The organism is Agromyces sp. NSFZ, from assembly GCF_056156205.1.
The window spans coordinates 3,771,744-3,795,117 of sequence record NZ_CM149585.1 but is presented as its reverse complement, the minus strand read 5'-3'; the positions used below and the strand labels follow the sequence as shown (position 1 = coordinate 3,795,117).

The window sequence follows — 23,374 nt, the reverse complement described above, 5'->3', positions numbered from 1 at the left end:
TGGAGCTCGGCGATGCTGCCGCAGTTCCTGCCCATTATGCGCCGCGGGCGTGCACAGCGGAACGAACCCGCCGGGAACCGTCGATCCACCGGAGGAAACCCGCGACGGTGCTGGCGCAGCACGCGGCTCGCGGATATCGTCGGCTCCAGGCAACCCGGCGGGAAGGGTCTCCGCCGAGCGAGGGGGCACCATGACGTCGACGTCGACGCAACCGGAACCGCAACCGCCGACGCACCCGGAGGACACCCGGCTGCGCGGCCAGCTCGGCCAGATCCTGCTGGCGACCTTCGCGTCGACGATGGGCTTCTGGGCGTGGATGGTGATCGCGCCCCTGCAAAAGACCTATGCGACCGAGATGGGGCTCGACGAGGGGCAGATCTCGCTCATGCTCGCCATGCCGGTGCTGGTCGGCGCGCTCGGCCGCATCGTCACCGGCGCCCTCACCGACCGGTTCGGCGGACGGAGGATGTTCACCTTCGTGCTGCTCGGCGCCGTGCCGCCCGTGCTGCTCGTGGCCCTTGCCGGCGTGCTGAAGAGCTTCCCCTTGCTGCTTGTGGCCGGCTTCGTCCTCGGTGTCGCCGGCACGATCTTCGCCGTCGGCGTGCCGTTCTCGAGCGCCTGGTACGAGGCCAAGCGCCGAGGGTTCGCGACGGGCGTGTTCGGCATGGGGATGATCGGCACCGCGGTCTCGGCGTTCTTCACGCCCCGCCTCGCCGAGAGCATCGGCTACCTGCCGACGCACCTGCTCATCGCGGCGATCATCGTGGCGACCGCCGTCGTGGTGTGGTTCTTCCTGCGCGACTCGCCCGCCTGGGCGTCGAGCCGGCAGCCGCTCATCCCGAAGGTCATGGGCGCGCTGAAGCTGCGCATCACGTGGGAGATGTCCTTCCTCTACGCGATCGTGTTCGGCGGCTTCGTGGCGTTCTCGACCTTCCTGCCGAAGTACCTCACCACGATCTACCCCGACGAGGTCGACGCGATCGGCGCAGGCACCCGCACCGCGTTGTTCGCCACGGCCGCGGTGATCGCGCGTCCGATCGGCGGCGTGCTCTCCGACCGGTTCGGGCCGAAGATCGTCTCGCTCGTCTCGCTGGCCGGCATCGTCGCGCTCGCCTACGTCGTCGGCCAGCAGCCGCCCGAGGGCATCGTCACCGGCATGACGTTCATCGCGATGGCGGCGGCCATGGGCCTCGGCATGGGCGCGGTCTTCGCGTGGGTCGGCCCGTCGACCCCGAAGGACAAGGTGGGCGCGGTCACGGGCGTCGTCGCCGCGGCGGGCGGACTCGGCGGGTACTTCCCGCCCCTCGTGATGGGCGCCACGTACTCGCCAGAGACGAACTCCTATGCGCTCGGGCTGTGGCTGCTCGTGCTCGTCGGCGCGTTCGCGCTCGTCGTCGCGGGGATGCTGCGCGACGCGCGGCCGGCGCAGTAGCATCCGGCTCTGCTCCACTTCGGCGCCTTCCGCGCCATCCGAGGTGGCGCATACGCCTGCGAACTGGCGCAGAGGGCGGAGGGACCGCGTCGGGCGTCAGGCCGTCTCGTCGGGCGACCACGCCTCGGCGAGCGCACCGGCTCGCGCCGACAGTTCGGCGAGCGAGCCCTTGCCGGCGCCCACCGCGAGCCCCACGACGAACGTGCTGAGGGGAGCCGCGGGCCGGGCCACCCCGTGCGCGACGTCGCGCGCGAGGTCGAGGACCGCGCCGACGGGAACGGCCGCGGGATCGATGCCGAGCTCGCTCGCGAGGGCGGCGAGCCACCGGTCGAGCGTCTCGGGGGACTGCTGCTGGTCGGTCATGGCGTGTGCTCCTGCCGGTCGGCGCGGGACAGGTCGTCCCACGTGTCGATATCGTGCGTCGTGCCGTGGTCGGCGACGGGGATGAGGTCGACGGATGCCGCGAGCCGGCGCATCGAGGCGCCGTCCACGTCGCCGCCCAGCGTGTCGAACGCACGCGTCAGGGCCTCGTGCGCGTAGATCGCGGCGAGCCACTGCTCGCGCCCCGTGTCGTCGACGAGGCAGACGCCGTCGGATCGCGGGTGCGCGTCGCGGGCCGCGTCGAGGTGGTGCACGGCCGCGGGCGCGTCGGGCATGTCGCAGGCCAGCACGAGCACGTCGGCCGGGCGTGCGTCGATGCGCACCTCGTCGAGGGCGGCGAGTCCGGCGGCGAGGCCGGCCACGGGGCCGCCGAACGGCGGGTCCTCGCGCACCACGAGGCATCCGGCGGCCTCGAGCGTGGCCGGACCGACGACGACGACCTCGCGGCATCCGACCGACCGGGCCGCCTCGATGGCGACGTCGAGCAGTCGCCGGCCGCCCACGACGAGGTCGGGCTTCGATGCGCCGCCGAGACGCGCGGCACGTCCGCCGGCGAGGATGATGGCGTCGAGCTCGCTCATCGGGTGATCGCCACCTCGACGACGTCGCCCGCGACGACCGCGTCGACGTCCTCGGGGACGATCGCGAACCCGTCGGCGAGGGCCAGTCCGCCGACCAGGTGCGATCCCGACCCGCCCCCGGTCGCCGGGCGCACGGCCGGGTTGCCGTCGTCGCCGACGCCGACGGCGATGGGCATGTACTGTCGGCGGCCCGACGGCGAGCGCCAGCCGACCTCGGCCGGCACGCGCCAGGTGGGGCGTCGTACCGCCGTGCGGCCGGCCATGCGCAGGAGCGCCGGGCGCACGAAGGCCTCGAACGAGACCGCGACGGCCACCGGATTGCCGGGCAGGCCGAACACCGGCGTGCCGTCGGGTAGGGATCCGAACGCCTGCGGCTTGCCGGGCTGCATGGCCACGCGCGGGAAGTCGACCGTGCCGAGCTCGTCGAGCACGTGCCGCACGACGTCGTAGGCGCCCACGCTCACGCCGCCCGAGAAGACCACCGCGTCGCACTCGGCGCGCGCGTCGAGCCACTCGCGCAGCTCGGCGGGCTCGTCGGGGAGGCGCAGTGCCTCGCTCACGACGCATCCGGCCTCGGCCACGAGGGCGGCGAGCAGCAGCGAGTTCGAGTCGTGGATGCGCCCGCGGGCGAGCGGCGCGCCCGGTTCGACGAGCTCGCTGCCGGTGGCGACGACCGCCACCCTCGGCACCGCGACCACGGGGAGCTCGGCGAGTCCGGCTGCGGCGGCCGCGGCCACGCGGCGGGCGTCGAGCTCCATGCCCGCGGTGAGCACCGGGTCGCCGGCGCGGAGGTCCTCGCCGCGGAGCCGGATGTGGTGGCCCTGCCGGGGCGCGGCGTGGATCTCGACGCGCCCGGTGCCGGCATCCGTGCGCTCGACGGGCACGACGGCGTCGGCGCCGTCGGGGATGGGCGCGCCCGTCATGATGCGGGCGGCCTGCCCGGGGCCGACGGTCACGTCTCCGGCGGTGCCCGCCGGGAGGTCGGCCACCACGTCGAGCACGACCGGTTCGGCGACCGTCGCGGCCGCGACATCCGCTCGCCGCACGGCGTAACCGTCCATCGCGGAGTTGTCGAAAGAGGGCAGGTCCACGAGGGCGTCGACGTGGCCCGCGAGCGTGCGTCCCGCGGCATCCGCGAGTCGCACGATCTCGACATCGCGGAGGGGGGCGACGGTCGCGAGGATGCGTTCGAGGTGCGCCGACACCGGAACGAGGGGCGCCACGTCGTCGGGCGCCGACTGGAACGCCGACATGGGTTCCACGCTAGTCGCCGACCCGTGACAGCAGGCGCCGACGTCACTAGTGTGTAGCGCGAAGCGCAGCCCGAACGGGAGGAGCCGCGATGTCATTCATCACTCGAGGATTCAGCGGGCGCAGTCGGGAGCGCGACGATCGCCTGCCCCCGGGCCAGACGCTCGTGCACGATTTCCCCGTGCTGTCGGCGGGTCCCACGCCCGATGTCGACACGGCCGACTGGGAGTTCACGATCCGCACCGAATCGGGCGAGCACCGCTGGAACTGGGACGAGTTCATGGCACTCGACATCGAGGACGTGTCGACCGACATCCACTGCGTGACGCACTGGTCGAAGCTCGGCACGAGCTGGCGGGGCGTGTCGCTCGACACGCTGTTCGCCGACGTCGAGACCGAGCAGGAGTACGTCATGGCGCACAGCTATGGGGGTTACACGACGAACGTCCCCCTCGACGAGTTGCTCGACGGCAAGGCATGGGTCGCGTTCGAGTTCGACGGCGAACCGCTGGATCCCGAGCACGGCGGACCCGCACGGCTGCTCGTGCCCGCCCTCTACTTCTGGAAGAGCGCGAAGTGGGTCCGCGGGCTCGAGATGATGGACCAGGACGAACCCGGCTTCTGGGAGCAGAACGGGTACCACCTCCACGGCGATCCGTGGAAGGAGGAGCGGTACTGGTGAACGACGCCGCGGTCGGTTCGGTGGTTTCGCCTGCGACGCGGGCCGTTCCCCGCGCCGGCTGGCACGCCGCCACGGTCGCCGCGACGCGTCGGGAGACTCCGAACGCGACGCGGCTCGAACTCGAGGTCGCCGGGTGGCCCGGCAACGACCCCGGCCAGCACCTCGACGTGCGGCTCACCGCCCCCGACGGGTACACGGCGACCCGGTCGTACTCGATCGCGTCGTCGGGACCGTCGTCGCGGGTCGTGCTCGCGGTCGACAAGCTGCCAGACGGCGAGGTGTCGCCGTTCCTCGTCGACGAGGTGCGCGCCGGCGACATGCTCGAGCTGCACGGGCCCCTCGGGGCGTACTTCGTGTGGCGGCCCGACCCGGAACCGAGCGCCTCGCGCCCGGTGCAGCTCATCGCGGGCGGCTCGGGCGTCGTGCCGCTCTACGCGATCGCCAGGGCGCACGGCGATGCCGGCGATCCCACGCCGTTCCGGCTGCTGTACTCCGTGCGCACGCCCGACGACGTGTACTTCGCCGGCGAGCTGCGCGAGCTCGTCGGCGCATCCGCCCCGTTCCGGCTCGACCTCGTCTACACGCGGCGGACCCCGGCGGAGTGGTCGACGCCGGCAGGCCGCATCACCCGGGAGATGCTGGGGTCGGCGGTGATCCCAGCCGACGAGCGTCCGCTCGTCTACGTCTGCGGTTCCACCGGGTTCGTCGAACGCGTCGCCGATTGGCTCGTCGAGCTCGGCCACGAGGCCCGATCGATCCGCACCGAGCGTTACGGAGGCACGTGATGGAGCACCTCGACGGCAACTCGCTCGCCGGCCCGCTCGCGGAGTTCTTCACGTTCGACGTCACGATGGCCCGGGCACGGTGCGGCGGATGCGGCGAGGTCGCCGAACTCGCCCGGGCGATGGTCTACCCGAGCCGGGCGGGCATGGTCGTTCGGTGCGGCTCGTGCGACGAGGTGCTCGCGACCCTCGTGGAGTCGGATGACCGAGCCTGGATCGGGTTCAGCGGATTGAGCACGATCGAGGTGCGGCGGGAGTCTTCGGGGGCCTGAACCGTCGAGCGTCGCCTGCCTCCGCCGCCCGGAGATGGTCGGGCGTTCGCGGAACGGTTTGCCGATTCCGTCGTGTGAGAACTGCCTCTTGTGGGGCGGAATCGACATGACGAACTCGGAAGTGCTTCGGCACCGGTCGTGAGGCGGGCCCGACATGAGCGAGCCGGACGACATCCCCGGCATCTGGGAGGCTGGAACCATGTGGATCGGCTGGATCGAGTTCGACCTGCTGCTCGGCGACGTGCACTCGTTGAAGGGCAAGCGAGCCGTGCTCCGCCCCATCCTCGCCGAGTTGCGCAGGGCGACCGAGGCATCCGTCGCAGAAGTCGGTGACCAGGACCTGCACCGACGTGCGGCAATCGGCGTCGGCGTGGTCGCATCGGGCGCCGACCGGGTCACCGACGTGCTCGATCGCGCGGAACGGCTCGTGGCCGCCCGGCCCGACGTCACCCTGCTCTCGGCGCGTCGGCGGATGCGGCGCGGCGACGACGACTGAACGCGGTCCCTGAGCCTGTCGAAGGGCCGCGTTCCCTGAGCCTGTCGAAGGGCCGCTAGTCGGCCGCTGCGGCGACGACCGCACCGTCCTTCCACACGCGCCGCACGAGCGGCACACCCGGCCGATATGCCAGGTGCACGTGGCTCGGCGCGTCGAGCAGCACGAGGTCGGCGCGCGCGCCGGGGCGGATCGCTCCGACATCCGTTCGCCGCAGGGCCGCCGCGCCGCCCGCGGTCGCCGCCCACACCGCCTCGGCCGAGGTCATCCCCATGTCGCGCACGGCGACGGCGATGCAGAACGGCATCGAGCTCGTGAAGCTCGAGCCCGGATTGCAGTCGCTCGCGAGCGCGACCGTCACGCCGGCATCGAGGAGCCGCCGGGCATCGGGGTACGGCTGGCGGGTCGAGAACTCGACGCCGGGCAGCAGGGTCGCGACGGTGTCGGATGCCGCGAGCGCCGCGACATCCGCCTCGCCGAGGTAGGTGCAGTGGTCGACGGAGGCCGCGCCGAGCTCGACGGCGAGGCGAACTCCGTCACCCTCACCGAGTTGATTGCCGTGCACTCGGACCCCGAGCCCGGCCGCGGCGCCCGCCTCGAGCACGCGGCGGGACTGCTCGGGCGTGAACGCGCCGCGCTCGCAGAAGGCGTCGATCCATCGAGCGTGCGGCGCGCAGGCGGTGAGCATCTCGCCGACCACGAGGTCGACATAGGCATCGGGGCCGCCGTCGACGCCGGCGTACTCGGCCGGCACCACATGCGCGCCGAGGAATGTGACCTCGTCGGTGACCTCGCGAGCGAGCCGCACGAGCCGTTCCTCGTCGTCGACCGAGAGGCCGTACCCGCTCTTCACCTCGAAGGTCGTCGTGCCCTGCGCGTGCAGCTCGGCGACGAAGCCGGCCAGTCGTGCGCGCAACTCGTCGTCGGAGGCGGACCGGGTCGCCGCGACGGTCGAACGGATGCCGCCGGCTTCATACGACCGCCCCGCCATGCGCGCGGCGAACTCCTCGGCGCGGTCACCACCGAACACGAGGTGGGTGTGCGAGTCGACGAAGCCGGGGATCACGGCTCGCCCGCCGGCATCGACGACCTCGGCATCGACGACCTCGGGGCGGGCATCGGTGCCGGATGCGTCCGACGCCCGACCCACCCACTCGACATGATCGCCGTCGAGGAGCACGGCCGCGTCGCGGATGATGCCGAGCGCACCGCCCTCCCGTCCGGGCCCCGGATCGTTCGTGACGAGCTCGCCGATGTTCGTGATCAGCGTGGCTCGCGGCATCCGTCATCCCTCCGTCATCGGCACGCGCAGCCCACGCTCCCGAGCGACCTCGATGGCGCGCTCGTAACCCGCGTCGACATGACGCATGACGCCCGTGCCGGGATCGTTGACGAGCACGCGCGCGATCTTCTCGGCCGCGAGGTCGGTGCCGTCTGCGACGACGACCTGGCCGGCGTGGATCGAGCGCCCGATTCCCACGCCGCCGCCGTGGTGGATCGACACCCAGGTCGCGCCGGACGCCGTGTTGAGCAGCGCGTTCAGGAGCGGCCAGTCGGCGATCGCGTCGGATCCGTCGGCCATCGCCTCGGTCTCGCGGTACGGCGAAGCCACCGAGCCCGAGTCGAGGTGGTCGCGTCCGATGACGACGGGCGCGCTGAGTTCGCCGGAGGCGACCATCTCGTTGAACTTCAGCCCGGCGAGGTGCCGCTCCTGGTATCCGAGCCAGCAGATGCGCGCGGGCAGCCCCTCGAAGTGCACCTTCTCGCCGGCTTGGGTGATCCAGCGTCGCAGGTGCTCGTTCTCGGGGAAGAGCTCGAGGATCGCACGGTCGGTCGCGGCGATGTCGGCGGGGTCGCCCGAGAGCGCCGCCCATCTGAAGGGTCCCTTGCCCTCGGCGAACAGCGGTCGGATGTACGCGGGCACGAAGCCGGGGAAGGCGAACGCGCGCTCGTGCGCGAGTCCTCCGAGTTCGGCCTCGCGCCGGATCGAGTTGCCGTAGTCGAACACCTCGGCGCCCGCCTCCATGAAGCCCGCCATGGCCTCGACGTGCTCGGCCATGCTCGCCCGGGCCCGCGTGGTGAAGCCTTCGGGGTCGGATGCCGCGAGCTCGTGCCACTCGTCGACCGTCACGCCCTCGGGCAGGTACGACAGCGGGTCGTGCGCGCTCGTCTGGTCGGTGACGATGTCGACGGCGACACCTCGCGCGAGGAGCTCGGGGAACACCGTCGCCGCGTTGCCGACGAGCCCCACGCTGAGCGGACGACGGTCGGCCTTCGCGGCGAGCACCCGCGAGACCGCGTCATCGAGGTCGTGGGTCATCTCGTCGAGGTAGCCGTGGTCGACGCGGCGGGCGAGCCGGGTCTCGTCGACGTCGACGATGAGCACGACGCCCTCGTTCATGGTGACCGCGAGCGGCTGCGCCCCGCCCATGCCACCGCAACCGCCGGTGAGCGTGAGCGTGCCGCGGAGGCTTCCGCCGAAGCGGGCGCGCGCGATGGCCCCGAACGTCTCGTAGGTGCCCTGCAGGATGCCCTGGGTGCCGATGTAGATCCACGAGCCGGCGGTCATCTGCCCGTACATCGTGAGCCCGAGCGCCTCGAGCCGGCGGAACTCGGGCCACGTCGCCCAGTCGCCGACGAGGTTGGAGTTCGCGATGAGCACTCGCGGCGCCCACTCGTGCGTGCGGAACACGCCGACGGGCTTGCCCGACTGCACGAGCAGCGTCTCGTCGGGCTCGAGTCCCTCGAGCGTGCGCACGATCGCGTCGTACGCCTCCCAGTTGCGGGCGGCCTTGCCGGTGCCGCCGTAGACGATGAGCTCCTCGGGGCGCTCGGCCACTTCGGGGTCGAGGTTGTTCATGAGCATGCGCAGCGGAGCCTCGGTCTGCCAGCTCTTCGCGGTCAGCTGCGAGCCGCGGGCGGCGCGCACGCTTCGCCGTGGCTCGGTGCGAGCGGGCGCGGGTGCGGTGGGTGCGTCGGTCATGCCTCGATCACATCGCACGAGGCATCCGGCGACAACGGATGTCGCGGGCGGGGCGTCCGGGATCCCAGACGCTCGCGGATTGAGGAGGCGCGCAGCGCCGTCTCGAAACCTCGTGCCCGAGACGCGCGGGTTTCGAGTCGCGCGGCTTCGTCGGCGCTCCTCAACCAGCGGGGTGCGCTCAGCCGAGGGTGATGCCGCGGGCGGCCATGAACGGGATCGCGTCGACCGCGATGCCGCCGAGGCGCACCTCGAAGTGCAGGTGGCATCCGGTCGATGCGCCCGTCGACCCCACGGCGCCGATCAACTGCCCGGCCGCGACGCTCTCGCCGGGGGAGACGGCGATGCCGCCCTCGATGAGGTGCGCGTACCCGGTCGAGACGTTCGATCCGTGGTCGATCAGGACCCAGTTGCCGTAGGTGCCGTTGCGACCGGCCTGCACGACGGTGCCGCTGGTCGCGGCGAAGATCGGCGAGCCGCACGAGGCCGAGAGGTCCGTGCCGCGGTGGAAGTCGTTGACGCCCGCGATCGGCTTGTTCGGCCTCGGGCCGAAGCCGTCGGTCAACCGGCCCGCGACCGGAAGCGCCCAGCCCTGGTCGCTGAGCTGCCCGGCGTCGGTCGGCAGGGAGGCGATCAGCGACGTGTCGCCGCTCGAGGCGAGCCGGCTCTGGTCGGCGACCTGCGACTGGGCCTGGGCGAGGGCCCGCCGGGCCTCGGCGACCTCGCGTTCGGCCTCCGTCACCTCGGCCTCGAGGGCTTCGACCGGCACCGCGTCCACCGCGGCCATGGCCGAGTCGGCGCGCTCCTGCGCAGCGTCGGCCTCCTTCGCGCGTGACTCCGCGATCTCGAGGAGCTTCTCGGCATCACCGTGCACCTGGGCGACGCGTGCGACTCCGCCGAGGCCGGCGAGCAGATCGTTGCCGGCGCCGAAGACGGCGTCCATCGACGAGATGGTGGTGCCGTCGCCCTGCGCGGCGGCGAAGTACACGCGGCCCGCGGCGTCGGCTCGATGCTGCGCCTCGTCGGCGGCCTCCTGCAGGACCTCGGCCACCGCGCGAGCGGCCTCCCGCGTGGAGCGTGCGTCGGCGAGGGCGGCCTCCGCCTCGCGGAGCGCGGCCACGGCGCGATCGAGCTTGGCGCGAGCGGCGGCGAGGGCCGCGGACTCCACCTTCGGGACACTGGCGCGCGTGGTCGCGCGAACCACTGGTCCGTCACCGGAGAAGGTCAGGGGCGCGCTCGGCAGCGGGGTGCTCGTCGCGGGCGGTGGCGTGGGTTCGCCCGTGGCCGGTGGCGGCTCGGTCGGCGGGGGCTCCGTCGGTGGCGGCTCGGTCGGCGGAGGCTCCGTCGGCGGCGGCTCCTCGGTCGGCGGTGGCGGCTCCTCGGTGGGAGGCGGCGGCTCCTCGGTGGGCGTCGGCTCGGTGGTCGGCGTGGGCTCGGTCGGCGTCGGCTCCTCAGTCGGCGTCGGCTCCTCGGTCGGCGTCGGCTCGGTGGTCGGTGCGGGCTCCGTGGTGGCCGCAGGATCGGTCGGCAGGACTTCCTCGGCGTAGGCGGGGCTCACGCCGCAGAAGCCGAACAGTGCGACCGCGGTGACGGTGGCCACGACCGCGCCTCGCCGAGCGCCGCGTGAGTACCACGGGCGTTGTGGGGCGAAGTGCATGCGATCGGGCGTCATATATTCCGTTCGGCGGTCGACCCGGGAGTCGATCCCGTCCAGTCTTGCACCGGGCCCCGAGCGAGACAACACCCCAGCGTCCGGGGAATCCGGCCCCTCTTCGGGGCACGCGGGCTCGAGCGAACCGCTCAGGCGAGCTCGCCGACGGCTGCCGACGCTGCCGCGACCACGTCACCGGATGCCACCAGTCCGCCGATCGCCTCGATCTCGGGCGCGAGGAATCGGTCGGGGCCGGGCACGCCGCCGACCCCCTCGACGAGCGAGACGACGGCGCCCGTGGATCGGCCCGGCGACAGCGGCGCCCGCAGCTGCAGCCCGCGCGCCGCCGTCATCACCTCGATCGCGAGCACGCGCGTGAGTCCGTCGATCGCCCGCCGCAGCTTGCGCGCCGCGGCCCAGCCCATGGACACGTGGTCCTCCTGCATCGCCGATGAGGGGATGGAGTCGACGGAGGCCGGCACGGCCAGTCGCTTCAGCTCCGACACGATCCCGGCCGCGGTGTACTGCGCGATCATCAGCCCCGAGTCGACGCCGACCTCGTGCGCCAGGAACGGCGGAAGCCCCTGGTTGCGCCCGCGGTCGAGGAACCGGTCGGTGCGCCGCTCGCTCATGCTCGCGACATCCGCCACCGCGATCGCGAGGAAGTCGAGCACGTACCCGATCGGTGCGCCGTGGAAGTTGCCGTTGGACTCGACGCGTCCGTCGAGCGTGAGCACCGGGTTGTCGATCGCGCTCGCCAGCTCGGCCTCGGCGACGGATGCCGCGTGCGCGAGCGTGTCGCGCGCGGCGCCGTGCACCTGCGGCGCGCACCGCAGCGAGTAGGCGTCCTGCACACGCGTGCATTCCGGACCCTTGTGGCTCGCGACGATGGGCGACACGGCGAGCAGCCGCCGGAGATTCGATGCGGATGCCGCCTGCCCGCGCTGCGGGCGGAGCGCATGCAGGTCCTCGGCGAACACGGCGTCGGTGCCGAGCAGCCCCTCGACGCTCATGGCGGCCGCGACGTCGGCGGTCGTGAGGAGCATTCGCAGGTCGTCGATCGCGAGCGCCAGCATGCCGAGCATCCCGTCGGTGCCGTTGATGAGGGCGAGGCCCTCCTTCTCACCGAGCCGCAGCGGCGTGATGCCGGCGGCGGCGAGGGCCTCAGCCGCGGGGACGGTCGCCTCGGTCGCTGAGCCTGTCGAAGCGACCGGCTGGGAAGCGCCGGTGCTCCCTTCGACGGGCTCTGGGAGCGAAGCCACCCGCACCTCGCCCTCGCCCATCGCCACGAGCGCGCAGTGCGCGAGCGGCGCGAGGTCGCCCGAGCAGCCGAGCGAGCCGTACTCCCGAACGACCGGCGTGATGCCGGCGTTGAGGATCGCCGCGTACGTCTCCGCCGTCTCGCGGCGCACGCCCGTGCGGCCGGTCATGAGCGTCGAGAGCCGCAGCAGCATGAGGGCGCGGACGACCTCGCGCTCGACCTCCGCGCCCGATCCGGCGGCGTGCGAGCGCACGAGGCTCGCCTGCAGCTGGGCGCGGCGGTCCTCGGCGATGAACGTCGTCGCGAGGGCCCCGAATCCGGTCGAGATGCCGTAGTGCGGTTCGGGGTCGGCGGCCAGACCCTCGATGATCGCGCGGCTGGCGGCGACGCCGTCGAGGGCGGCCGGGTCGAGGGTGACGGATGCCCCGTGCCGGGCCACGGCGACGACGTCGTCGATCGTGAGCGGCCCGGTGCCGACGGTGACGGCGATGTCCTGAGCCTGTCGAAGGGATGCCGCGACGGCGCGGGCGGGCGTGGGCGCGCTGGTGCTCATGCCTCCGATTCCACACCGCGCCGACCGCTCGGGGAACGCCGCGCCCGAGGCATCCGTCCGGGATCCCAGACCACGCGGGTAGGCTGGTCCCGTCCCTCCACCGCGTGCACGGACGACCGCGCCGGAGAGGGGAAGCACAGGAGGCCCAGGTGTCCAAGGTGCCGGCGGCCGACCAGGCGCTCGCGATCCTCACGCACCTCTCGGCGCAGCGCGGGCCGGTGCCCGCCGCGACCATCGCGAGCGCGCTCGACCTGCCCCGCTCGACCGTGTACCACCTGCTCGCGGTGCTGCAGGACCGCGGCTTCGTGGTGCACCTCCCCGAGGAGCGCCGGTACGGCCTCGGCATCGCCGCGTTCGAGCTCTCGAGCGGCTTCAGCCGTCAGCAACCGCTCGCGCGGCTCGGGCGCCCGCTCGTGGCCGGGCTCGTCGACCGGTTGGGCGAGTCCGGCCACCTCGGGGTGCTGCACGGACGTGACGTGCTCTACCTCGTCGAGGAGCGAGCGCCCCGCCGTCCGTCGCTCGTGACCGACGTCGGGGTGCGGCTGCCCGCTCACCTCACGGCGACCGGTCGCGCGATGCTCGCCGCCCTGCCCGCGGCCCAGCTGCGCGCGCTGTATCCCGATCGGGCGGCGTTCGCGTCGCGGCATCCGCAGCCCGAGGCGGACGCCGAGGACGAGTGGAGCTACGGCCGGCTCAAGCGCGTGCTCGCGACGGTGCGCGAGCAGGGCTGGGCCGGAGAGCACGGCGAGGTCACCGAGGGGCTCGGCTCGGTGGGCGTCGCCGTGCTCGACCACCTGGGCTGGCCCGCGGCGGCCATCGCGGTGACGTATCCCGAGGAGTCGTCGTCCGAGCTGCAGCCGCTCGTCGTGCCGGCCGTGCAGGAGGCGGCGGCGGCCCTCTCGAAGCGGATCCTCGGCGCGCGAGAGCGCGGCGTGGCGCAGCGCCCCCGATCCGCGCCCGATCGGGGCCGGAGCGTCAGCGCGGCCGGTGCAACCAGTCGCGCAGCGCCCGCGTGATCCACGGGAGCACCCAGTACGTCATGATCGGCGTGAGCACGACCGTCGTCCCGAGCGCGCGCAGCCAGATCGGCAGCTCGCTCCATCCGGGCACGGGGGCGACGAGGTAGGCGAAGAGCAGGTTCGCGGGGAAGAATCCGAGCCAGATCGTGATCGCCTGCTTCCAGCGCGGCGGCGCGGCCGAGACCTCGGTTCCGCCCGCTGAACCGGATGCCGCGGCATCCGTCGCGGGCACCGATCCGGTCGCGGGATCGTCGAACCAGCCCTCGATGCCGGTGCGACGACGGCTGCGCTCGGAGCGCACGAAGCCCTCGCCCATCGAGAGCCACCACGCGCGTTCCGACGACTGCTCCCACGACTCGAGGGCGCGCTCGTTCGCGAAGCGGTAGAGCATGTGCCAGACGTGCGACGTCTCGCCCGCGCGCACCCAGCCCGAGCCGAGGAAGCCCGGGTACGTGCTCGCGAGGTTCACCCCGGTCTGCACCCATGCCGTCGCCTCGGCGATGCGCTCGGGGTCGACCTCGCGGCGGATCGAGACGGTGATCGGTTCGCCCATGGGTCCATCCCACCGCACGGCGGCCCCTGCGCGCGAAACGGGCTAGCGTTGAAACCCGGCGCGACGGCGCGACGGCGACACGACGAGGAGGCGACGATGGCCCGGTTCATCCGATTCAGCGAGCACGGTGGTCCCGAGGTGCTCACCCTGGTCGAGGGTCCGGTGCCCGAGGCGCCCGCCGGCGCCGTGGTCGTCGAGGTACGTGCCGCCGGCGTGAACCCGGTCGACTCCAAGATCCGCAGCGGCACGCGCGGAAGCCTCGACTTCAGCGAGCCGGTCGGCATCGGAGCGGACGCCGCAGGCGTGGTCGTCGAGGTCGGCGACGGTGTCGAGGGGGTGCAGGTGGGCGATGCCGTCGTCGTGCACGGCGCCTCGGGCACGTACGCGAGCCATGTCGTGGTGACGCCAGAGAAGTTCCTGCCGATGCCGTCGGGACTCGGATTCGAGGAGGCCGCGGCGCTCGGCATCCCCGCGGGCACCGCCTATCAGGTGCTGCGTTCGCTCGGGCTGCGCGAGGGCGAGACGCTCCTCCTGCACGCCGGAGCCGGTGCGGTCGGCATGGCGGCCATCCAGTTCGCACAGGAATGGGGGGCGAGCGTCGTGGCCACGGCGTCTCCCGCGAACCACGAGCTGCTGCGCCGGCTCGGCGCGGTGCCCGTGACCTACGGGCCGGGCCTGCTGGACCGCCTGCGCTCGTCCGCGTTCGACGGCTACGACGTCGCACTCGACGCGGCCGGCACGGACGAGGCCATCGAGGCGTGCCTCGAACTCGTTCCCGACCACTCGCGCATCGCGACGATCGTGCGCATGGCCGACGCCGACGCACTCGGCATCCGCACCTGGTCGAGCGCGATCCCCTCCACCATGGGCCCCGAGGAGCGGCGACTGCGCGCCGAGGGGGTCGCCGAGGCGGCACGGCTCGCGGCCGAGGGCCGGTTCTACGTCGAGATCTCCTCCAGGTACCCGCTCGCCCAGGCGGCCGACGCGCAGCGCGAGAGCGAGGCGGGTCACCCGCGCGGGAAGATCGTGCTCATTCCCTGAGCCGACCGGGAGCACGGCTTCCAGAGCCGACCCGGTCGCGTCACCCCTCCGGAATGAGGATGGTGGCGAGGGTGACGGTTCGCCGCTCGTCGCCGTCGGCGGCCATGTAGGGAGCGAGCAACTCGCCGAGTCGCGTCTGGATGTCGGCGAGATCCTCGGTCGTGACGCGCAACTGCACCGCCCCGAAGCCCAGGAAGTCGCGGAAGGCCGGATCGCCGGCGGCGGTCGCCCGATCGAAGGTCTCGCCGAGGTGCCCGAGGAAGGTGAGGAACGCCTGCTGCAGTTTGCGGGCGTCCATCGCGCTCAGCTCCGCATGATCCACGTGCGCCATGCGCTCGCCGAGGGCGAGGGTGCGCTCGATGGCGCCGCGCACCCGACGTTCCTCGACGACCGAGAGGATGCCGGCATCGACGAGTGCGGCGACATGCCGATAGAGCGTGGCCTGGGACACGTCGGGCAGTGCGCGACGGAGTTCCGATGTGGTGGCCTCACCAGCGCCCACCTGTTGGATGATCCGCAGCCGCACGGGGTGCATGACGACGTCGGCGACCAGTGATGACTTGCGCATCGTCCTCCGTCCTGACTATTCTCATGATGAGAACATTCTCAATGGGTGTACCGAGTATGCCACCGAAGGGACCCGTCTCCATGACCACGATCCACGTCGACGCCTCCGCTGTGCACGTCGACTTCCCCGGCTGGGAGGCGTGGATGACCGGGCGCTCGCGCCTGAGCATCGACCGCCGCGCCATCACCGCCGTCGAGCTCCTCCCCGGATGGAGCTCCGAGATGCTCGGCCTGCGCTCGGGGCTGGTCGTCTCGGGCAGCATCAAGCTCGGCACCTTCCGTCATCCGTCGGGTGTGCATCGACTCGTCGCCATGCGCCGCGGCATTCCCCTGCTGCGCATCGGGTTGACGGGACGCGCGGCCGGGGAGGAGTTCGACGAGCTGCTCCTGAGCGTCGCCGACCCGCATTCCGTGCTCGGCGCGCTCGGGCGCGAGGCCCGCCGATGACCGGCATCTCGATCGAGGCGGCCGGTCTCGCCAAGCGGATCGGCGACGTCGACGCCGTGCGTGACGTCACCTTCGTCGCGCGGGCGGGCAGGGTCACCGGCTTCCTCGGCCCGAACGGCGCCGGCAAGTCCACGACGCTCCGGATGCTGCTGGGACTCACGCGGCCCGATACCGGGACGGCGCTCATCGGCGGCATCCCCTACCGCGACCTCCCCGACCCCACCGGAACGGTCGGAGCGGTACTCGATCTCGCCGCGGCCCACCCGGCGATGACGGCCCGTGGACACCTCGGCACCTTCTGCGCCCTCGGCGGCCATGACCGCCACCGGGTGAGCCGGGTCGCCGAACTCACCGGAATCTCGGCGTACCTCGATCGCCGGGTGGGTTCGTTCTCCACCGGCATGCGGCAGCGGCTGTCGCTCGCCACGGCACTGCTCGGCGACCCCGTCGCGCTCGTGCTCGACGAACCCTCCAACGGGCTCGACCCGGCCGGGATCGTCTGGCTGCGCACGTTCCTCCGCGAGTTCGCGGCACGCGGAGGCACCGTGCTCCTCTCGAGCCACGTCCTCACCGAGCTGCAGCACGGCATCGACGACCTGGTGCTCATCGACCGAGGGCGAGTCACCTGGACCGGCCCCCTCACCGAGTTCACCGAGCGCGGCGCGAGCCTCGAGGCCGCATTCCTCGAACTGACCACCGGAGCCGAAGGAGCGCACCCATGACCCGGCTGATCCGCGGCGAGTTCGCCAAGCTCTTCGCGACCCGCCTGCCGGGTCGGACGTTGATCCTCGCCGCCTGCTGCGGCGGCGGCCTCACCGGTCTGCTCGCGCTCGTCGGACCTGAGAACGCGACACCGCCGCTGCCCGGACTCGACACCGCCGAGGGCGTCAGCATCATCGTCGGCATGGGCGGCCTGCTGCTGTTCGTACCGGCCCTGATCGGCACCATCGCCGTCACCGGCGAGTATCGGCATCGCACCATCGGCACGACCTTCCTCGCCGCGCCGCGCCGCGGACGCGTGCTGGCCGCGAAGCTCCTCGTCTTCGGCGCACTCGGCGCTGCCTACGGGTTCGTGGCATCGACATTCGCCGGACTCGCCGTCGTCGCCGGCGCGGCCGTGCAGGGCGTCGAACTCGGCGTCCCGGTCCTCGCAGTCGTCGCGCTGCTCGCCCGATCGGCACTGGCCGCCGTCGTCTACATGCTCCTCGGCGTCGCCATCGGCGCCCTCGCCCGGCACCAGCTCCTCGCCGTCGGCATCGTGCTCGGATATTTCTACTTCCTCGAGCATGTGCTGCTGATCATCCCGGGCGTCAACCTGATCCACGGCTTCCTCCCGGGCGGTGCGACCGCCGCGCTGACGGACTTCACGTTCCTCGGCGATGCGATCGCCTCACAACTCCCGGTCGGCGATCCGGCGACGATCGGGCCGCTCGGTGGCGCGCTCGTCCTCCTGGGCTACGCTGCCGCGGCCGCGTGGCTGGCCATCGCCATCCCGCTGCGGCGCGACCTCCGCTGAACCGCGGTGAGCATCGCGCGGCTGCCCTGCAGCGCGATCGTGAGCAGCACGAGCGCGGTGATCGCCTGCAGCGGCCCGAATCCCATGGCCAGGACGACGGCCACGCCGGCTACGCCGCACATGGCGTCGAGCGCGGTCCACCACGCGGAGTTGCCGGTCGGCCCCGATGCCACGGGCGACACGACGGATGCCGCGGTCGACCGGGCCCGGGGCATCCGACCCCGCTCGAACCGCGCGAACACGAGTACCACGGGCACCACGACGGCCGCGCCCACCCCGAGCCAGAGCGGACGGGACGCCCACCACGCGAAACTCAGCGGTTCGGGAAGCGCGAATCCGAACGTCGCGTTCGAGATGAGCAGCACACCGGCCAGCGCCACGAGCACGGGCATGTGCCACAGGTACACGGTCATGGCACGCTCGCCGACCGCGGCGATGGCGCGCGAGGCATCCGCCCGCTCGACGAAGGCACGGATGCGCGGACGTGCCAGCTGGAAGAGCGTGAGTTGCGCGACGCCGAGCACGACGAGACCGACGGTCGGCGGGTTGAGGTTCTCGTACATGTCGACCGAGTAGGGCCCGACGACCGTGAGCACGGCGAGGAGCGCGAGCGCACCGCTCGCGATGCCCCAGAGCGTGCCGCGCGCGAGCCCGTCGAGTCCGCCGTCGGCGAGGTGGAACCCGAGCTGCTGCACGAGCAGCCACACCAGAAGGAGGTTCGCGAGGCCGATCGCCTCGATGCCCGTCGAGAGTCGCACGACGTCGACGGCGACGACCCCGGCGAGGAGCGCGAGCGGGGTGAGCACGCGCGCTCGTTCGTGGGCACGCACCATGACCGGCACCAAGGCCGAGATCGCGACGTACACGGCGAGGAACCACAGCGGCTGGCCGATGCGGAATCCCGCGGTGGCCACGACCTCCGCCGGCACCCCGGCGAGCGAGAGCGCGACGAGTCCCGTCGCGACCACGACCACGACCGCGATCAGCGGACGCACCAACCGGCCCAGGCGGCCACGCACGTAGTCGGCCGGCGTGGCACCGCGCGAGCGCATCGATCGCCAGTGGTGGAAGCTCGAGAAGCCGCCGGCGATGAAGAAGAGCGGCATGATCTGGACGACCCAGCTCACCGGGCCGAACCACGCCTGGCGCTCGAGGGCGTTCTCGAGCACGGGCCCGTCGGGGCCCATGGTCACGCCGAACATCATGGCGTGCAGGGCGAACACGACCACGAGCAGCACGACGCGGATCGCGTCGACGCTCGCATCGCGCGCGACTCCGGAACGCGGCCGATCGGATGCCTCGTCGCGAGCGGATGCCCCTGCCGGACGTGCCAGGGTGTCGGTCATGATCGTGCTCCATCCGGGCGGTCCCTCCGCCATGTGGGGGCAGGTTACGGACGCGGTTCCGGACGGCACATCACCCGGTGGGGTCGTTCCGGACCCATACCGGGGTACGGGTCCCGGCGGACGGATCAGCCGCCGGGCTGGACGAGCCCGGTGTCGTACGCGAGCACCACGGCGTGCACGCGGTCGCGCAGGCCGAGCTTCTGCAGGATCTTCGAGACGTGGGTCTTCACCGTCTGCTCGGCGATGAAGAGCGCCGCGGCGATCTCGCTGTTCGACATGCCACGGCCGACGAGCGTGAGCACCTCGCGTTCGCGTTCGGTCAGGTCGCCCAGCCGTGTGGTCGACGGCCGAGGCCGCGGAGCCGATCGGGCGAAGTCCTCGATGAGCCGCCGGGTCACGCTCGGCGCCAGCAGGGCGTCGCCAGCCGCGACGACGCGCACGGCCGCGGTGAGCTCCTCGGGCGTCGCGTCCTTCAGCAGGAATCCGCTCGCACCCGCGCGGAGCGCCTCGTACACGTACTCGTCGATGTCGAACGTCGTGAGCATGAGCACGCGCGGCACGTAGTCGGACCTGCGCGGCGGCGTCTGCAGGGCGCGGGTCGCCTCGATGCCGTTCAGCTGCGGCATCCGCACGTCCATGACGACGACGTCGGGACGCAGCTCGTGCGCGAGCGCCACCGCCTCGGCGCCGTCGCCGGCCTGCCCCACGACGTCGATGCCGGGCTGGGCGGCCAGCACCGCCGCGAACCCGGCACGCACCATCGCCTGGTCGTCGGCGACGAGCACCGTGATCGTCACGTGGAACCTCCGTCCGGCCCGAGTGGAAGGGTCGCGAGAACACGGTAACCCCCACCCGCCGTACGCCCGTACTCGGCGCTGCCGCCGAGGAGCGTCGCGCGCTCGCCGATGCCGACGAGGCCGTGGCCTCCGCCGGTCGCGTCGGGCGCCGGAGCCTCCGTCGCCGGCTCGTTCTCGACCGCGACGACGAGGTCGTGGCCTCCGCCGGTCGCGTCGGGCGCCGGAGCGTCCGTCGCCGGCTCGTTCTCGACCGCGACGACGAGGTCGTCGGCGAGCACCTCGACGGTCACGTGGGTGGTCGCACCGGGGGCGTGGCGCACGACGTTCGAGAGGGCCTCCTGCACGATGCGGTAGGCGCTCGTCGCGGCGAGCCCCGACTCGGGCAGCCCGCCGCCGAGCTCGAGCGTCACGGGGACCCCGGCGCGTTCGACGGATGCCACGAGCGCGGGCAGCTCCCGCAAGCCCGGTTGCGGCGCGGTGTCAGGTGCCGCCTCCGCACTGCGGAGCACCCCGAGGAGTTGCCGCATCTCGGTCATTGCCGAGCGGGCGGAGGCCGCGATCTCGGCGAACTCCGACTTCGCCGCGTCGTTCAGGCCGGCGACGCGGTACGGCGCACTCGTCGCCTGCACGTGGATGATGGACAGGCCGTGCGCGACGACATCGTGCAATTCCCGGGCGATGCGATTGCGCTCCTCGACGAGCACGCGCCGCTGCTGCTCGGACGCGGTGTCGGCACGTGCGCGGAAGAGCTCCTCGCCGATGAGCCGGCGCTGGGCGACGAGCAGCGCCACCGCGAAGGCGAGCGCAGTGACCGCGCTGGCCGTGACGAGGTTCGCTGCCGCGCCGAGGTCGGCGAAGGCGAACGGCGTCGAGACGACGACTCCGGCGATCCAGACCGAGAGGCCCACCCACCAGGCGCGCATGAGGCCGAGCACGATGAGCAGTGCGCCCTGCGAGATGATCGTGGTCACCGGCCAGGGCCACGGGGCCCCCGCGGAGCCGGCCGAGAGGATCGCGAACCACAGCAGGCCGGCGGTCGCCACAGCTCCCGCGATCCAGGGCCAACGCACCGCGAGCGGCAGTGCGCCGGCCAGCATGAGGCTCGTGGCGAACGCGGCGAGCAGGTGCACGCCGTACAGGGTCGCCGCGAGGGGCACCGACACCGCCACGAGGAGGACCGCGAGCAACGACGTCGCGACCCACATCCAGGCGCGGAACTGCCGCTCGTCGGCAGGGGTCGGCGCCGGCGTCGGCGCCTTCGGCCGTGAGGCCTGTGCCGGCCGCGGCGCGGGGGGCGGTACGGGCGCAGGTGTCACCCGCTCGCGCTGATCCTGGTTCCGGTGCTGGTCGTCCATGGTGGCAGCAGCCTGTCACGCGTGCCTCGCGGGTGCATCCCCCTGCGGAGCCATCCGCGATCCCTACCGTGGTACGGGGTGCGAGACATCCGTTCCGCCGGGCCGCCCGGCGTCCTCCGCCGCTTCCCGTTCGGCCGCGGCCCGCATCCCGGCGGATGCCGCGATGTCCGCTGCTCGTTGGGCGCGGTTCCGCTCGATGCGTCGCTCGCTCCGGAGCGGGAGCTGAACCCGTTCCTCCGCCGCGATGCCGGCACGGAGCTGCCGTGCGCGCTCGACTTCGGTGTCGAGCACGGCGCCGAACAGCAGCGCGAGATTCGAGAGCCAGATCCAGAGCAGGAACGCCACCACGACGCCGAGGCCGCGGTAGGTGCCCTCGAAGGTGCCGAAGGTGAACGCGAAGGCGCCGAAGAGGGTCGTCGTGCCGACCCATGACAGGAGCGCCACGCCCGCGCCGACGCTGAACCAGCGCAGGTGACCCCGTTTCACGTTGGGGGCGGCCCAGTAGAGCAGTGCGATGACGACGATGCCGATGACGGCGAGCACCGGGACCTTTCCGAGATCCCACCAGAACACGATGCCCTCGTCGAGGCCGAGCGCACGGGCCGCGGAGTCGGCGGCCGGGCCCGTGAGCAGCAGGGCGAGCACCACGACGGTCATCAGCACGAGCACGACCGCGGCGACACCGACCATCTTGAGCTGCATGAGCCAGAACCTCCGGCCCTCCTCGACGCGGTAGATGCGGTTCATGCCGCGTCCGAATGCCCCGATGAAGCCCGAGGTCGCCCACACCGCGCCGAGCACGCCGATCACGAACGCGGTGGCCGCGTGCGAGGCATCCAGCAGCTGCTCGACGATCTCGCGGAGCGGCCCCATGGCGGAGGCGACGGCCAGCGTGTCGATGACCTTCAGCACCTCGGACGCGACCTCCTCCGCACTGCCCACGATGCCGATCAGGGCGAGGAGCGCGATGAGCGCCGGGAAGGTCGCCAGTACGACCGAGTAGGTGAGCGCGGACGCGAGGTCGATCACCTGGTGGATGCGGTACTCGTGCAGCGTGCGGGTGAGGATCACCCGCCAGTCCTCGCGCGAGAGCTGCACCGGGGAATCGGGTTCGGACATGGTGCCTCCGGGTGGGTCCTGACGTGAGCCTATGACCGTCGTCGCCTTCTGCGGCAGGGCTTGCGGATGCCTCAGCCGAGGTGCGCGTGCAGGAACGCGGCGACCCGTGCGCGGAGCGCCTCGTCGAGGATGCCGATCGAGTGCTCGTCGCCCGGCACGATCGCGAGCTCCACCGGCACACCGGCGAGTGCGAGGGCGGACGCGAAGCGCTGCGACTGCCCGATCGGCACCGCCTCCTGCTCGGCGTGCCCGATGAAGACGGGCGGGTCGGTCGGATCGAGGAACGTCGACGGCGAGGCATCCGCAGCCTGGGGGCACACCTCGAGGCTCGCGCCCGGCTCGCAGTCGAGGTAGTCGCCGACGATGCCGAGGAGCCACGGCGTGGCGCCGTCGGCCACGAGCTCGGCCGGAGTGAGCCCGACGGGGCCCGAGAGTTCGGCGACCGCGGCAACGCGCGATCCCACATCGAGGGGTCCCTCGCCCGTGGTGCCGAGGAGCGCAGCGAGGTTGCCTCCGGCTGACCCCCCGAACACGCCGATATGCGCCGGGTCGATGCCGAACCGCTCGACCTGTTCGGGCGCCCGCAGCCACTCCACGGCCAGCGCGACATCCTCGATCGCGGCCGGGAATCGCACGTCGGGCACGAGCCGGTAGTTGACGGATGCCGCGACGAAGCCCTCGCTGGCCAGCCACAGGCAGACGTTCCGCCAGTCGGCGTTCGCCTTGTCGCCGCGTGCCCAGCTGCCTCCGTGGATCGACACCACCGCAGGACGCGACGGCGTGAGCGCCTCGGCCGGCGGTGCGCACACGTCGAGGGTGAGGAGCGTGCCGTCCTGGCGAGCGCCGTACTCGAGGTCGGCCTGCACGTCGAGCCCCGCCGGGGCGGTGAACGTGCGGATGCCGATGGTCTGCGCGCTCGCGATCTCGCTCGCGACATCGGGGCCCTGCGGGTCGATCTCGCGCAGCGGCAGGTGGAATCCCGAGAGCGCGCCGATGCCGACGACGGCAGCGATGACGGCGAGCGCGGCCGCCGTGATCCGCCTGGCGCGGATGCCGGTGCCGCCTGCGATTCGGGTCGAGGTCACACCGGCTCCGGGTTCAGGGGTGGAGTGATGCTACCTCACGTTCGGGTCGCCGGGCGCTTTCCCAGCCGGGATCGGGTATCGTAGCCGAGTCGGTTCTGGACACCGCGCAGTGCGCGGATGGGTTTGTGAGTCTGAAGGGCCGGTTCCGAGGCAGCGGCCTCGGATAGTCACCGTATGTGAACGGCCCCGGTCGACGATGTTCCGGGTTCT

Annotated in this window: 24 protein-coding genes; 10 read left to right on the top strand and 14 right to left on the bottom strand. The window is 72.5% G+C overall.

What is annotated here, in order from left to right; all coding sequences use genetic code 11:
- Nucleotides 1–190 precede the first annotated feature (190 nt).
- On the top strand, nt 191–1,432 hold the full coding sequence (locus ACVFI9_RS17990; protein ID WP_474763544.1) for a nitrate/nitrite transporter: 1,242 nt from the start codon (nt 191–193) through the stop codon (nt 1,430–1,432).
- Nucleotides 1,433–1,528: 96 nt separating this feature from the next.
- On the opposite strand, the gene ACVFI9_RS17985 is transcribed toward ACVFI9_RS17990, so the two are convergent.
- Genes ACVFI9_RS17985 through ACVFI9_RS17975 form a run of 3 tightly spaced genes read right to left on the bottom strand, consistent with a single transcriptional unit; the run spans nt 1,529 to nt 3,647 of the window.
- Nucleotides 1,529–1,795 (bottom strand): DUF6457 domain-containing protein, encoded by a 267-nt coding sequence (locus tag ACVFI9_RS17985; protein WP_474763543.1) that lies wholly within the window; start codon nt 1,793–1,795, stop codon nt 1,529–1,531.
- Nucleotides 1,792–2,394 carry a molybdenum cofactor guanylyltransferase gene (gene mobA / locus ACVFI9_RS17980; protein ID WP_474763542.1) on the bottom strand — a complete coding sequence of 201 codons (603 nt, stop codon included), beginning with the start codon at nt 2,392–2,394 and terminating at the stop codon, nt 1,792–1,794. Before mobA ends, ACVFI9_RS17985 begins: the two co-directional genes overlap by 4 nt.
- Nucleotides 2,391–3,647, bottom strand: coding sequence for a molybdopterin molybdotransferase MoeA (locus ACVFI9_RS17975; RefSeq protein ID WP_474763541.1), 1,257 nt, complete (start codon nt 3,645–3,647; stop codon nt 2,391–2,393). Before ACVFI9_RS17975 ends, mobA begins: the two co-directional genes overlap by 4 nt.
- Before the next feature lie 89 nt (nt 3,648–3,736).
- Here ACVFI9_RS17975 and ACVFI9_RS17970 point away from each other — a divergent pair, with 89 nt between their 5' ends.
- The 4 genes from ACVFI9_RS17970 (at nt 3,737) to ACVFI9_RS17955 (ending at nt 5,877) form a co-directional block, all read left to right on the top strand.
- Nucleotides 3,737–4,327: a sulfite oxidase-like oxidoreductase gene (locus ACVFI9_RS17970; protein ID WP_474763540.1), complete on the top strand. Its 591-nt coding sequence runs from the start codon at nt 3,737–3,739 to the stop codon at nt 4,325–4,327.
- Nucleotides 4,324–5,112, top strand: coding sequence for a ferredoxin reductase (locus tag ACVFI9_RS17965; protein ID WP_474763539.1), 789 nt, complete (start codon nt 4,324–4,326; stop codon nt 5,110–5,112). The genes ACVFI9_RS17970 and ACVFI9_RS17965 overlap by 4 nt, the downstream gene beginning before the upstream one ends.
- Nucleotides 5,112–5,381 carry a DUF6510 family protein gene (locus ACVFI9_RS17960; protein ID WP_474763538.1) on the top strand — a complete coding sequence of 90 codons (270 nt, stop codon included), beginning with the start codon at nt 5,112–5,114 and terminating at the stop codon, nt 5,379–5,381. Before ACVFI9_RS17965 ends, ACVFI9_RS17960 begins: the two co-directional genes overlap by 1 nt.
- 199 nt (nt 5,382–5,580) lie before the next feature.
- Nucleotides 5,581–5,877 carry a DUF503 domain-containing protein gene (locus ACVFI9_RS17955; RefSeq protein ID WP_474766306.1) on the top strand — a complete coding sequence of 99 codons (297 nt, stop codon included), beginning with the start codon at nt 5,581–5,583 and terminating at the stop codon, nt 5,875–5,877.
- Nucleotides 5,878–5,932: 55 nt separating this feature from the next.
- On the opposite strand, the gene hutI is transcribed toward ACVFI9_RS17955, so the two are convergent.
- The 4 genes from hutI to hutH all read right to left on the bottom strand — a co-directional run bounded on the left by hutI (nt 5,933) and on the right by hutH (nt 12,319).
- Nucleotides 5,933–7,156, bottom strand: a complete 1,224-nt coding sequence (gene hutI / locus ACVFI9_RS17950; protein WP_474763537.1) for an imidazolonepropionase — start codon at nt 7,154–7,156, stop codon at nt 5,933–5,935.
- Nucleotides 7,157–7,159: 3 nt separating this feature from the next.
- A complete protein-coding gene (gene hutU / locus ACVFI9_RS17945) occupies nt 7,160–8,857 on the bottom strand; it encodes a urocanate hydratase (protein ID WP_474763536.1) in 1,698 nt (565 codons plus the stop codon).
- A gap of 178 nt (nt 8,858–9,035) precedes the next feature.
- Nucleotides 9,036–10,454: a M23 family metallopeptidase gene (locus ACVFI9_RS17940; RefSeq protein WP_474763535.1), complete on the bottom strand. Its 1,419-nt coding sequence runs from the start codon at nt 10,452–10,454 to the stop codon at nt 9,036–9,038.
- A gap of 200 nt (nt 10,455–10,654) precedes the next feature.
- The gene (hutH, locus tag ACVFI9_RS17935) at nt 10,655–12,319 is read right to left on the bottom strand and encodes a histidine ammonia-lyase (protein WP_474763534.1); all 1,665 of its coding nucleotides are present in this window, start codon (nt 12,317–12,319) and stop codon (nt 10,655–10,657) included.
- Nucleotides 12,320–12,468: 149 nt separating this feature from the next.
- Between hutH and ACVFI9_RS17930 the strand changes: the two genes are divergently transcribed.
- The gene (locus tag ACVFI9_RS17930; RefSeq protein ID WP_474763533.1) at nt 12,469–13,335 is read left to right on the top strand and encodes an IclR family transcriptional regulator; all 867 of its coding nucleotides are present in this window, start codon (nt 12,469–12,471) and stop codon (nt 13,333–13,335) included.
- Here the strand turns inward: ACVFI9_RS17930 and ACVFI9_RS17925 are convergent.
- Nucleotides 13,295–13,891: an antibiotic biosynthesis monooxygenase gene (locus tag ACVFI9_RS17925; RefSeq protein ID WP_474763532.1), complete on the bottom strand. Its 597-nt coding sequence runs from the start codon at nt 13,889–13,891 to the stop codon at nt 13,295–13,297. The two genes, ACVFI9_RS17930 and ACVFI9_RS17925, sit on opposite strands and share 41 nt — an antisense overlap.
- Nucleotides 13,892–13,987: 96 nt before the next feature.
- On the opposite strand from ACVFI9_RS17925, the gene ACVFI9_RS17920 reads away from it, so the two are divergent.
- Nucleotides 13,988–14,932 (top strand): NADP-dependent oxidoreductase, encoded by a 945-nt coding sequence (locus tag ACVFI9_RS17920; RefSeq protein ID WP_474763531.1) that lies wholly within the window; start codon nt 13,988–13,990, stop codon nt 14,930–14,932.
- Between the two features lie 40 nt (nt 14,933–14,972).
- On the opposite strand, the gene ACVFI9_RS17915 is transcribed toward ACVFI9_RS17920, so the two are convergent.
- Nucleotides 14,973–15,500 (bottom strand): helix-turn-helix domain-containing protein, encoded by a 528-nt coding sequence (locus ACVFI9_RS17915; RefSeq protein WP_474763530.1) that lies wholly within the window; start codon nt 15,498–15,500, stop codon nt 14,973–14,975.
- 80 nt (nt 15,501–15,580) lie between these two features.
- Here ACVFI9_RS17915 and ACVFI9_RS17910 point away from each other — a divergent pair, with 80 nt between their 5' ends.
- From ACVFI9_RS17910 to ACVFI9_RS17900, 3 genes are read left to right on the top strand one after another with little or no spacing between them, the layout of a single operon-like run.
- Nucleotides 15,581–15,946: a hypothetical protein gene (locus tag ACVFI9_RS17910; RefSeq protein ID WP_474763529.1), complete on the top strand. Its 366-nt coding sequence runs from the start codon at nt 15,581–15,583 to the stop codon at nt 15,944–15,946.
- Nucleotides 15,943–16,668 (top strand): ABC transporter ATP-binding protein, encoded by a 726-nt coding sequence (locus tag ACVFI9_RS17905; protein ID WP_474763528.1) that lies wholly within the window; start codon nt 15,943–15,945, stop codon nt 16,666–16,668. Before ACVFI9_RS17910 ends, ACVFI9_RS17905 begins: the two co-directional genes overlap by 4 nt.
- Nucleotides 16,665–17,462, top strand: coding sequence for an ABC transporter permease (locus ACVFI9_RS17900; RefSeq protein WP_474763527.1), 798 nt, complete (start codon nt 16,665–16,667; stop codon nt 17,460–17,462). Before ACVFI9_RS17905 ends, ACVFI9_RS17900 begins: the two co-directional genes overlap by 4 nt.
- Here the strand turns inward: ACVFI9_RS17900 and ACVFI9_RS17895 are convergent.
- The 5 genes from ACVFI9_RS17895 to ACVFI9_RS17875 all read right to left on the bottom strand — a co-directional run bounded on the left by ACVFI9_RS17895 (nt 17,402) and on the right by ACVFI9_RS17875 (nt 23,164).
- Entirely contained in the window at nt 17,402–18,808 is a 1,407-nt protein-coding gene (locus tag ACVFI9_RS17895) for an acyltransferase family protein (protein WP_474763526.1), read from the bottom strand. The two genes, ACVFI9_RS17900 and ACVFI9_RS17895, sit on opposite strands and share 61 nt — an antisense overlap.
- 125 nt (nt 18,809–18,933) lie before the next feature.
- Complete coding sequence (locus tag ACVFI9_RS17890) at nt 18,934–19,605, bottom strand: response regulator (protein ID WP_474763525.1); 672 nt, start codon at nt 19,603–19,605, stop codon at nt 18,934–18,936.
- Nucleotides 19,602–20,960, bottom strand: coding sequence for a sensor histidine kinase (locus ACVFI9_RS17885; protein ID WP_474763524.1), 1,359 nt, complete (start codon nt 20,958–20,960; stop codon nt 19,602–19,604). Before ACVFI9_RS17885 ends, ACVFI9_RS17890 begins: the two co-directional genes overlap by 4 nt.
- A 63-nt stretch (nt 20,961–21,023) precedes the next feature.
- On the bottom strand, nt 21,024–22,079 hold the full coding sequence (locus ACVFI9_RS17880; protein WP_474763523.1) for a YihY/virulence factor BrkB family protein: 1,056 nt from the start codon (nt 22,077–22,079) through the stop codon (nt 21,024–21,026).
- 71 nt (nt 22,080–22,150) lie between these two features.
- On the bottom strand, nt 22,151–23,164 hold the full coding sequence (locus ACVFI9_RS17875; protein ID WP_474763522.1) for an alpha/beta hydrolase: 1,014 nt from the start codon (nt 23,162–23,164) through the stop codon (nt 22,151–22,153).
- Nucleotides 23,165–23,374 lie beyond the last annotated feature (210 nt).

Bases quoted from the DNA above. Each gene is read 5' to 3' on its own strand.
- ACVFI9_RS17880 (WP_474763523.1), bottom strand. From the start codon at position 22,079: ATGTCCGAACCCGATTCCCCGGTGCAGCTCTCGCGCGAGGACTGGCGG.
- ACVFI9_RS17985 (WP_474763543.1), bottom strand. From the start codon at position 1,795: ATGACCGACCAGCAGCAGTCCCCCGAGACGCTCGACCGGTGGCTCGCC.
- ACVFI9_RS17905 (WP_474763528.1), top strand. From the start codon at position 15,943: ATGACCGGCATCTCGATCGAGGCGGCCGGTCTCGCCAAGCGGATCGGC.
- ACVFI9_RS17960 (WP_474763538.1), top strand. From the start codon at position 5,112: ATGGAGCACCTCGACGGCAACTCGCTCGCCGGCCCGCTCGCGGAGTTC.
- ACVFI9_RS17885 (WP_474763524.1), bottom strand. From the start codon at position 20,960: ATGGACGACCAGCACCGGAACCAGGATCAGCGCGAGCGGGTGACACCT.
- ACVFI9_RS17895 (WP_474763526.1), bottom strand. From the start codon at position 18,808: ATGACCGACACCCTGGCACGTCCGGCAGGGGCATCCGCTCGCGACGAG.
- ACVFI9_RS17915 (WP_474763530.1), bottom strand. From the start codon at position 15,500: ATGCGCAAGTCATCACTGGTCGCCGACGTCGTCATGCACCCCGTGCGG.
- hutI (WP_474763537.1), bottom strand. From the start codon at position 7,156: ATGCCGCGAGCCACGCTGATCACGAACATCGGCGAGCTCGTCACGAAC.
- ACVFI9_RS17990 (WP_474763544.1), top strand. From the start codon at position 191: ATGACGTCGACGTCGACGCAACCGGAACCGCAACCGCCGACGCACCCG.
- ACVFI9_RS17900 (WP_474763527.1), top strand. From the start codon at position 16,665: ATGACCCGGCTGATCCGCGGCGAGTTCGCCAAGCTCTTCGCGACCCGC.
- ACVFI9_RS17925 (WP_474763532.1), bottom strand. From the start codon at position 13,891: ATGGGCGAACCGATCACCGTCTCGATCCGCCGCGAGGTCGACCCCGAG.
- ACVFI9_RS17970 (WP_474763540.1), top strand. From the start codon at position 3,737: ATGTCATTCATCACTCGAGGATTCAGCGGGCGCAGTCGGGAGCGCGAC.
- ACVFI9_RS17920 (WP_474763531.1), top strand. From the start codon at position 13,988: ATGGCCCGGTTCATCCGATTCAGCGAGCACGGTGGTCCCGAGGTGCTC.
- ACVFI9_RS17910 (WP_474763529.1), top strand. From the start codon at position 15,581: ATGACCACGATCCACGTCGACGCCTCCGCTGTGCACGTCGACTTCCCC.
- ACVFI9_RS17955 (WP_474766306.1), top strand. From the start codon at position 5,581: ATGTGGATCGGCTGGATCGAGTTCGACCTGCTGCTCGGCGACGTGCAC.
- ACVFI9_RS17975 (WP_474763541.1), bottom strand. From the start codon at position 3,647: ATGTCGGCGTTCCAGTCGGCGCCCGACGACGTGGCGCCCCTCGTTCCG.
- hutH (WP_474763534.1), bottom strand. From the start codon at position 12,319: ATGAGCACCAGCGCGCCCACGCCCGCCCGCGCCGTCGCGGCATCCCTT.
- mobA (WP_474763542.1), bottom strand. From the start codon at position 2,394: ATGAGCGAGCTCGACGCCATCATCCTCGCCGGCGGACGTGCCGCGCGT.
- hutU (WP_474763536.1), bottom strand. From the start codon at position 8,857: ATGACCGACGCACCCACCGCACCCGCGCCCGCTCGCACCGAGCCACGG.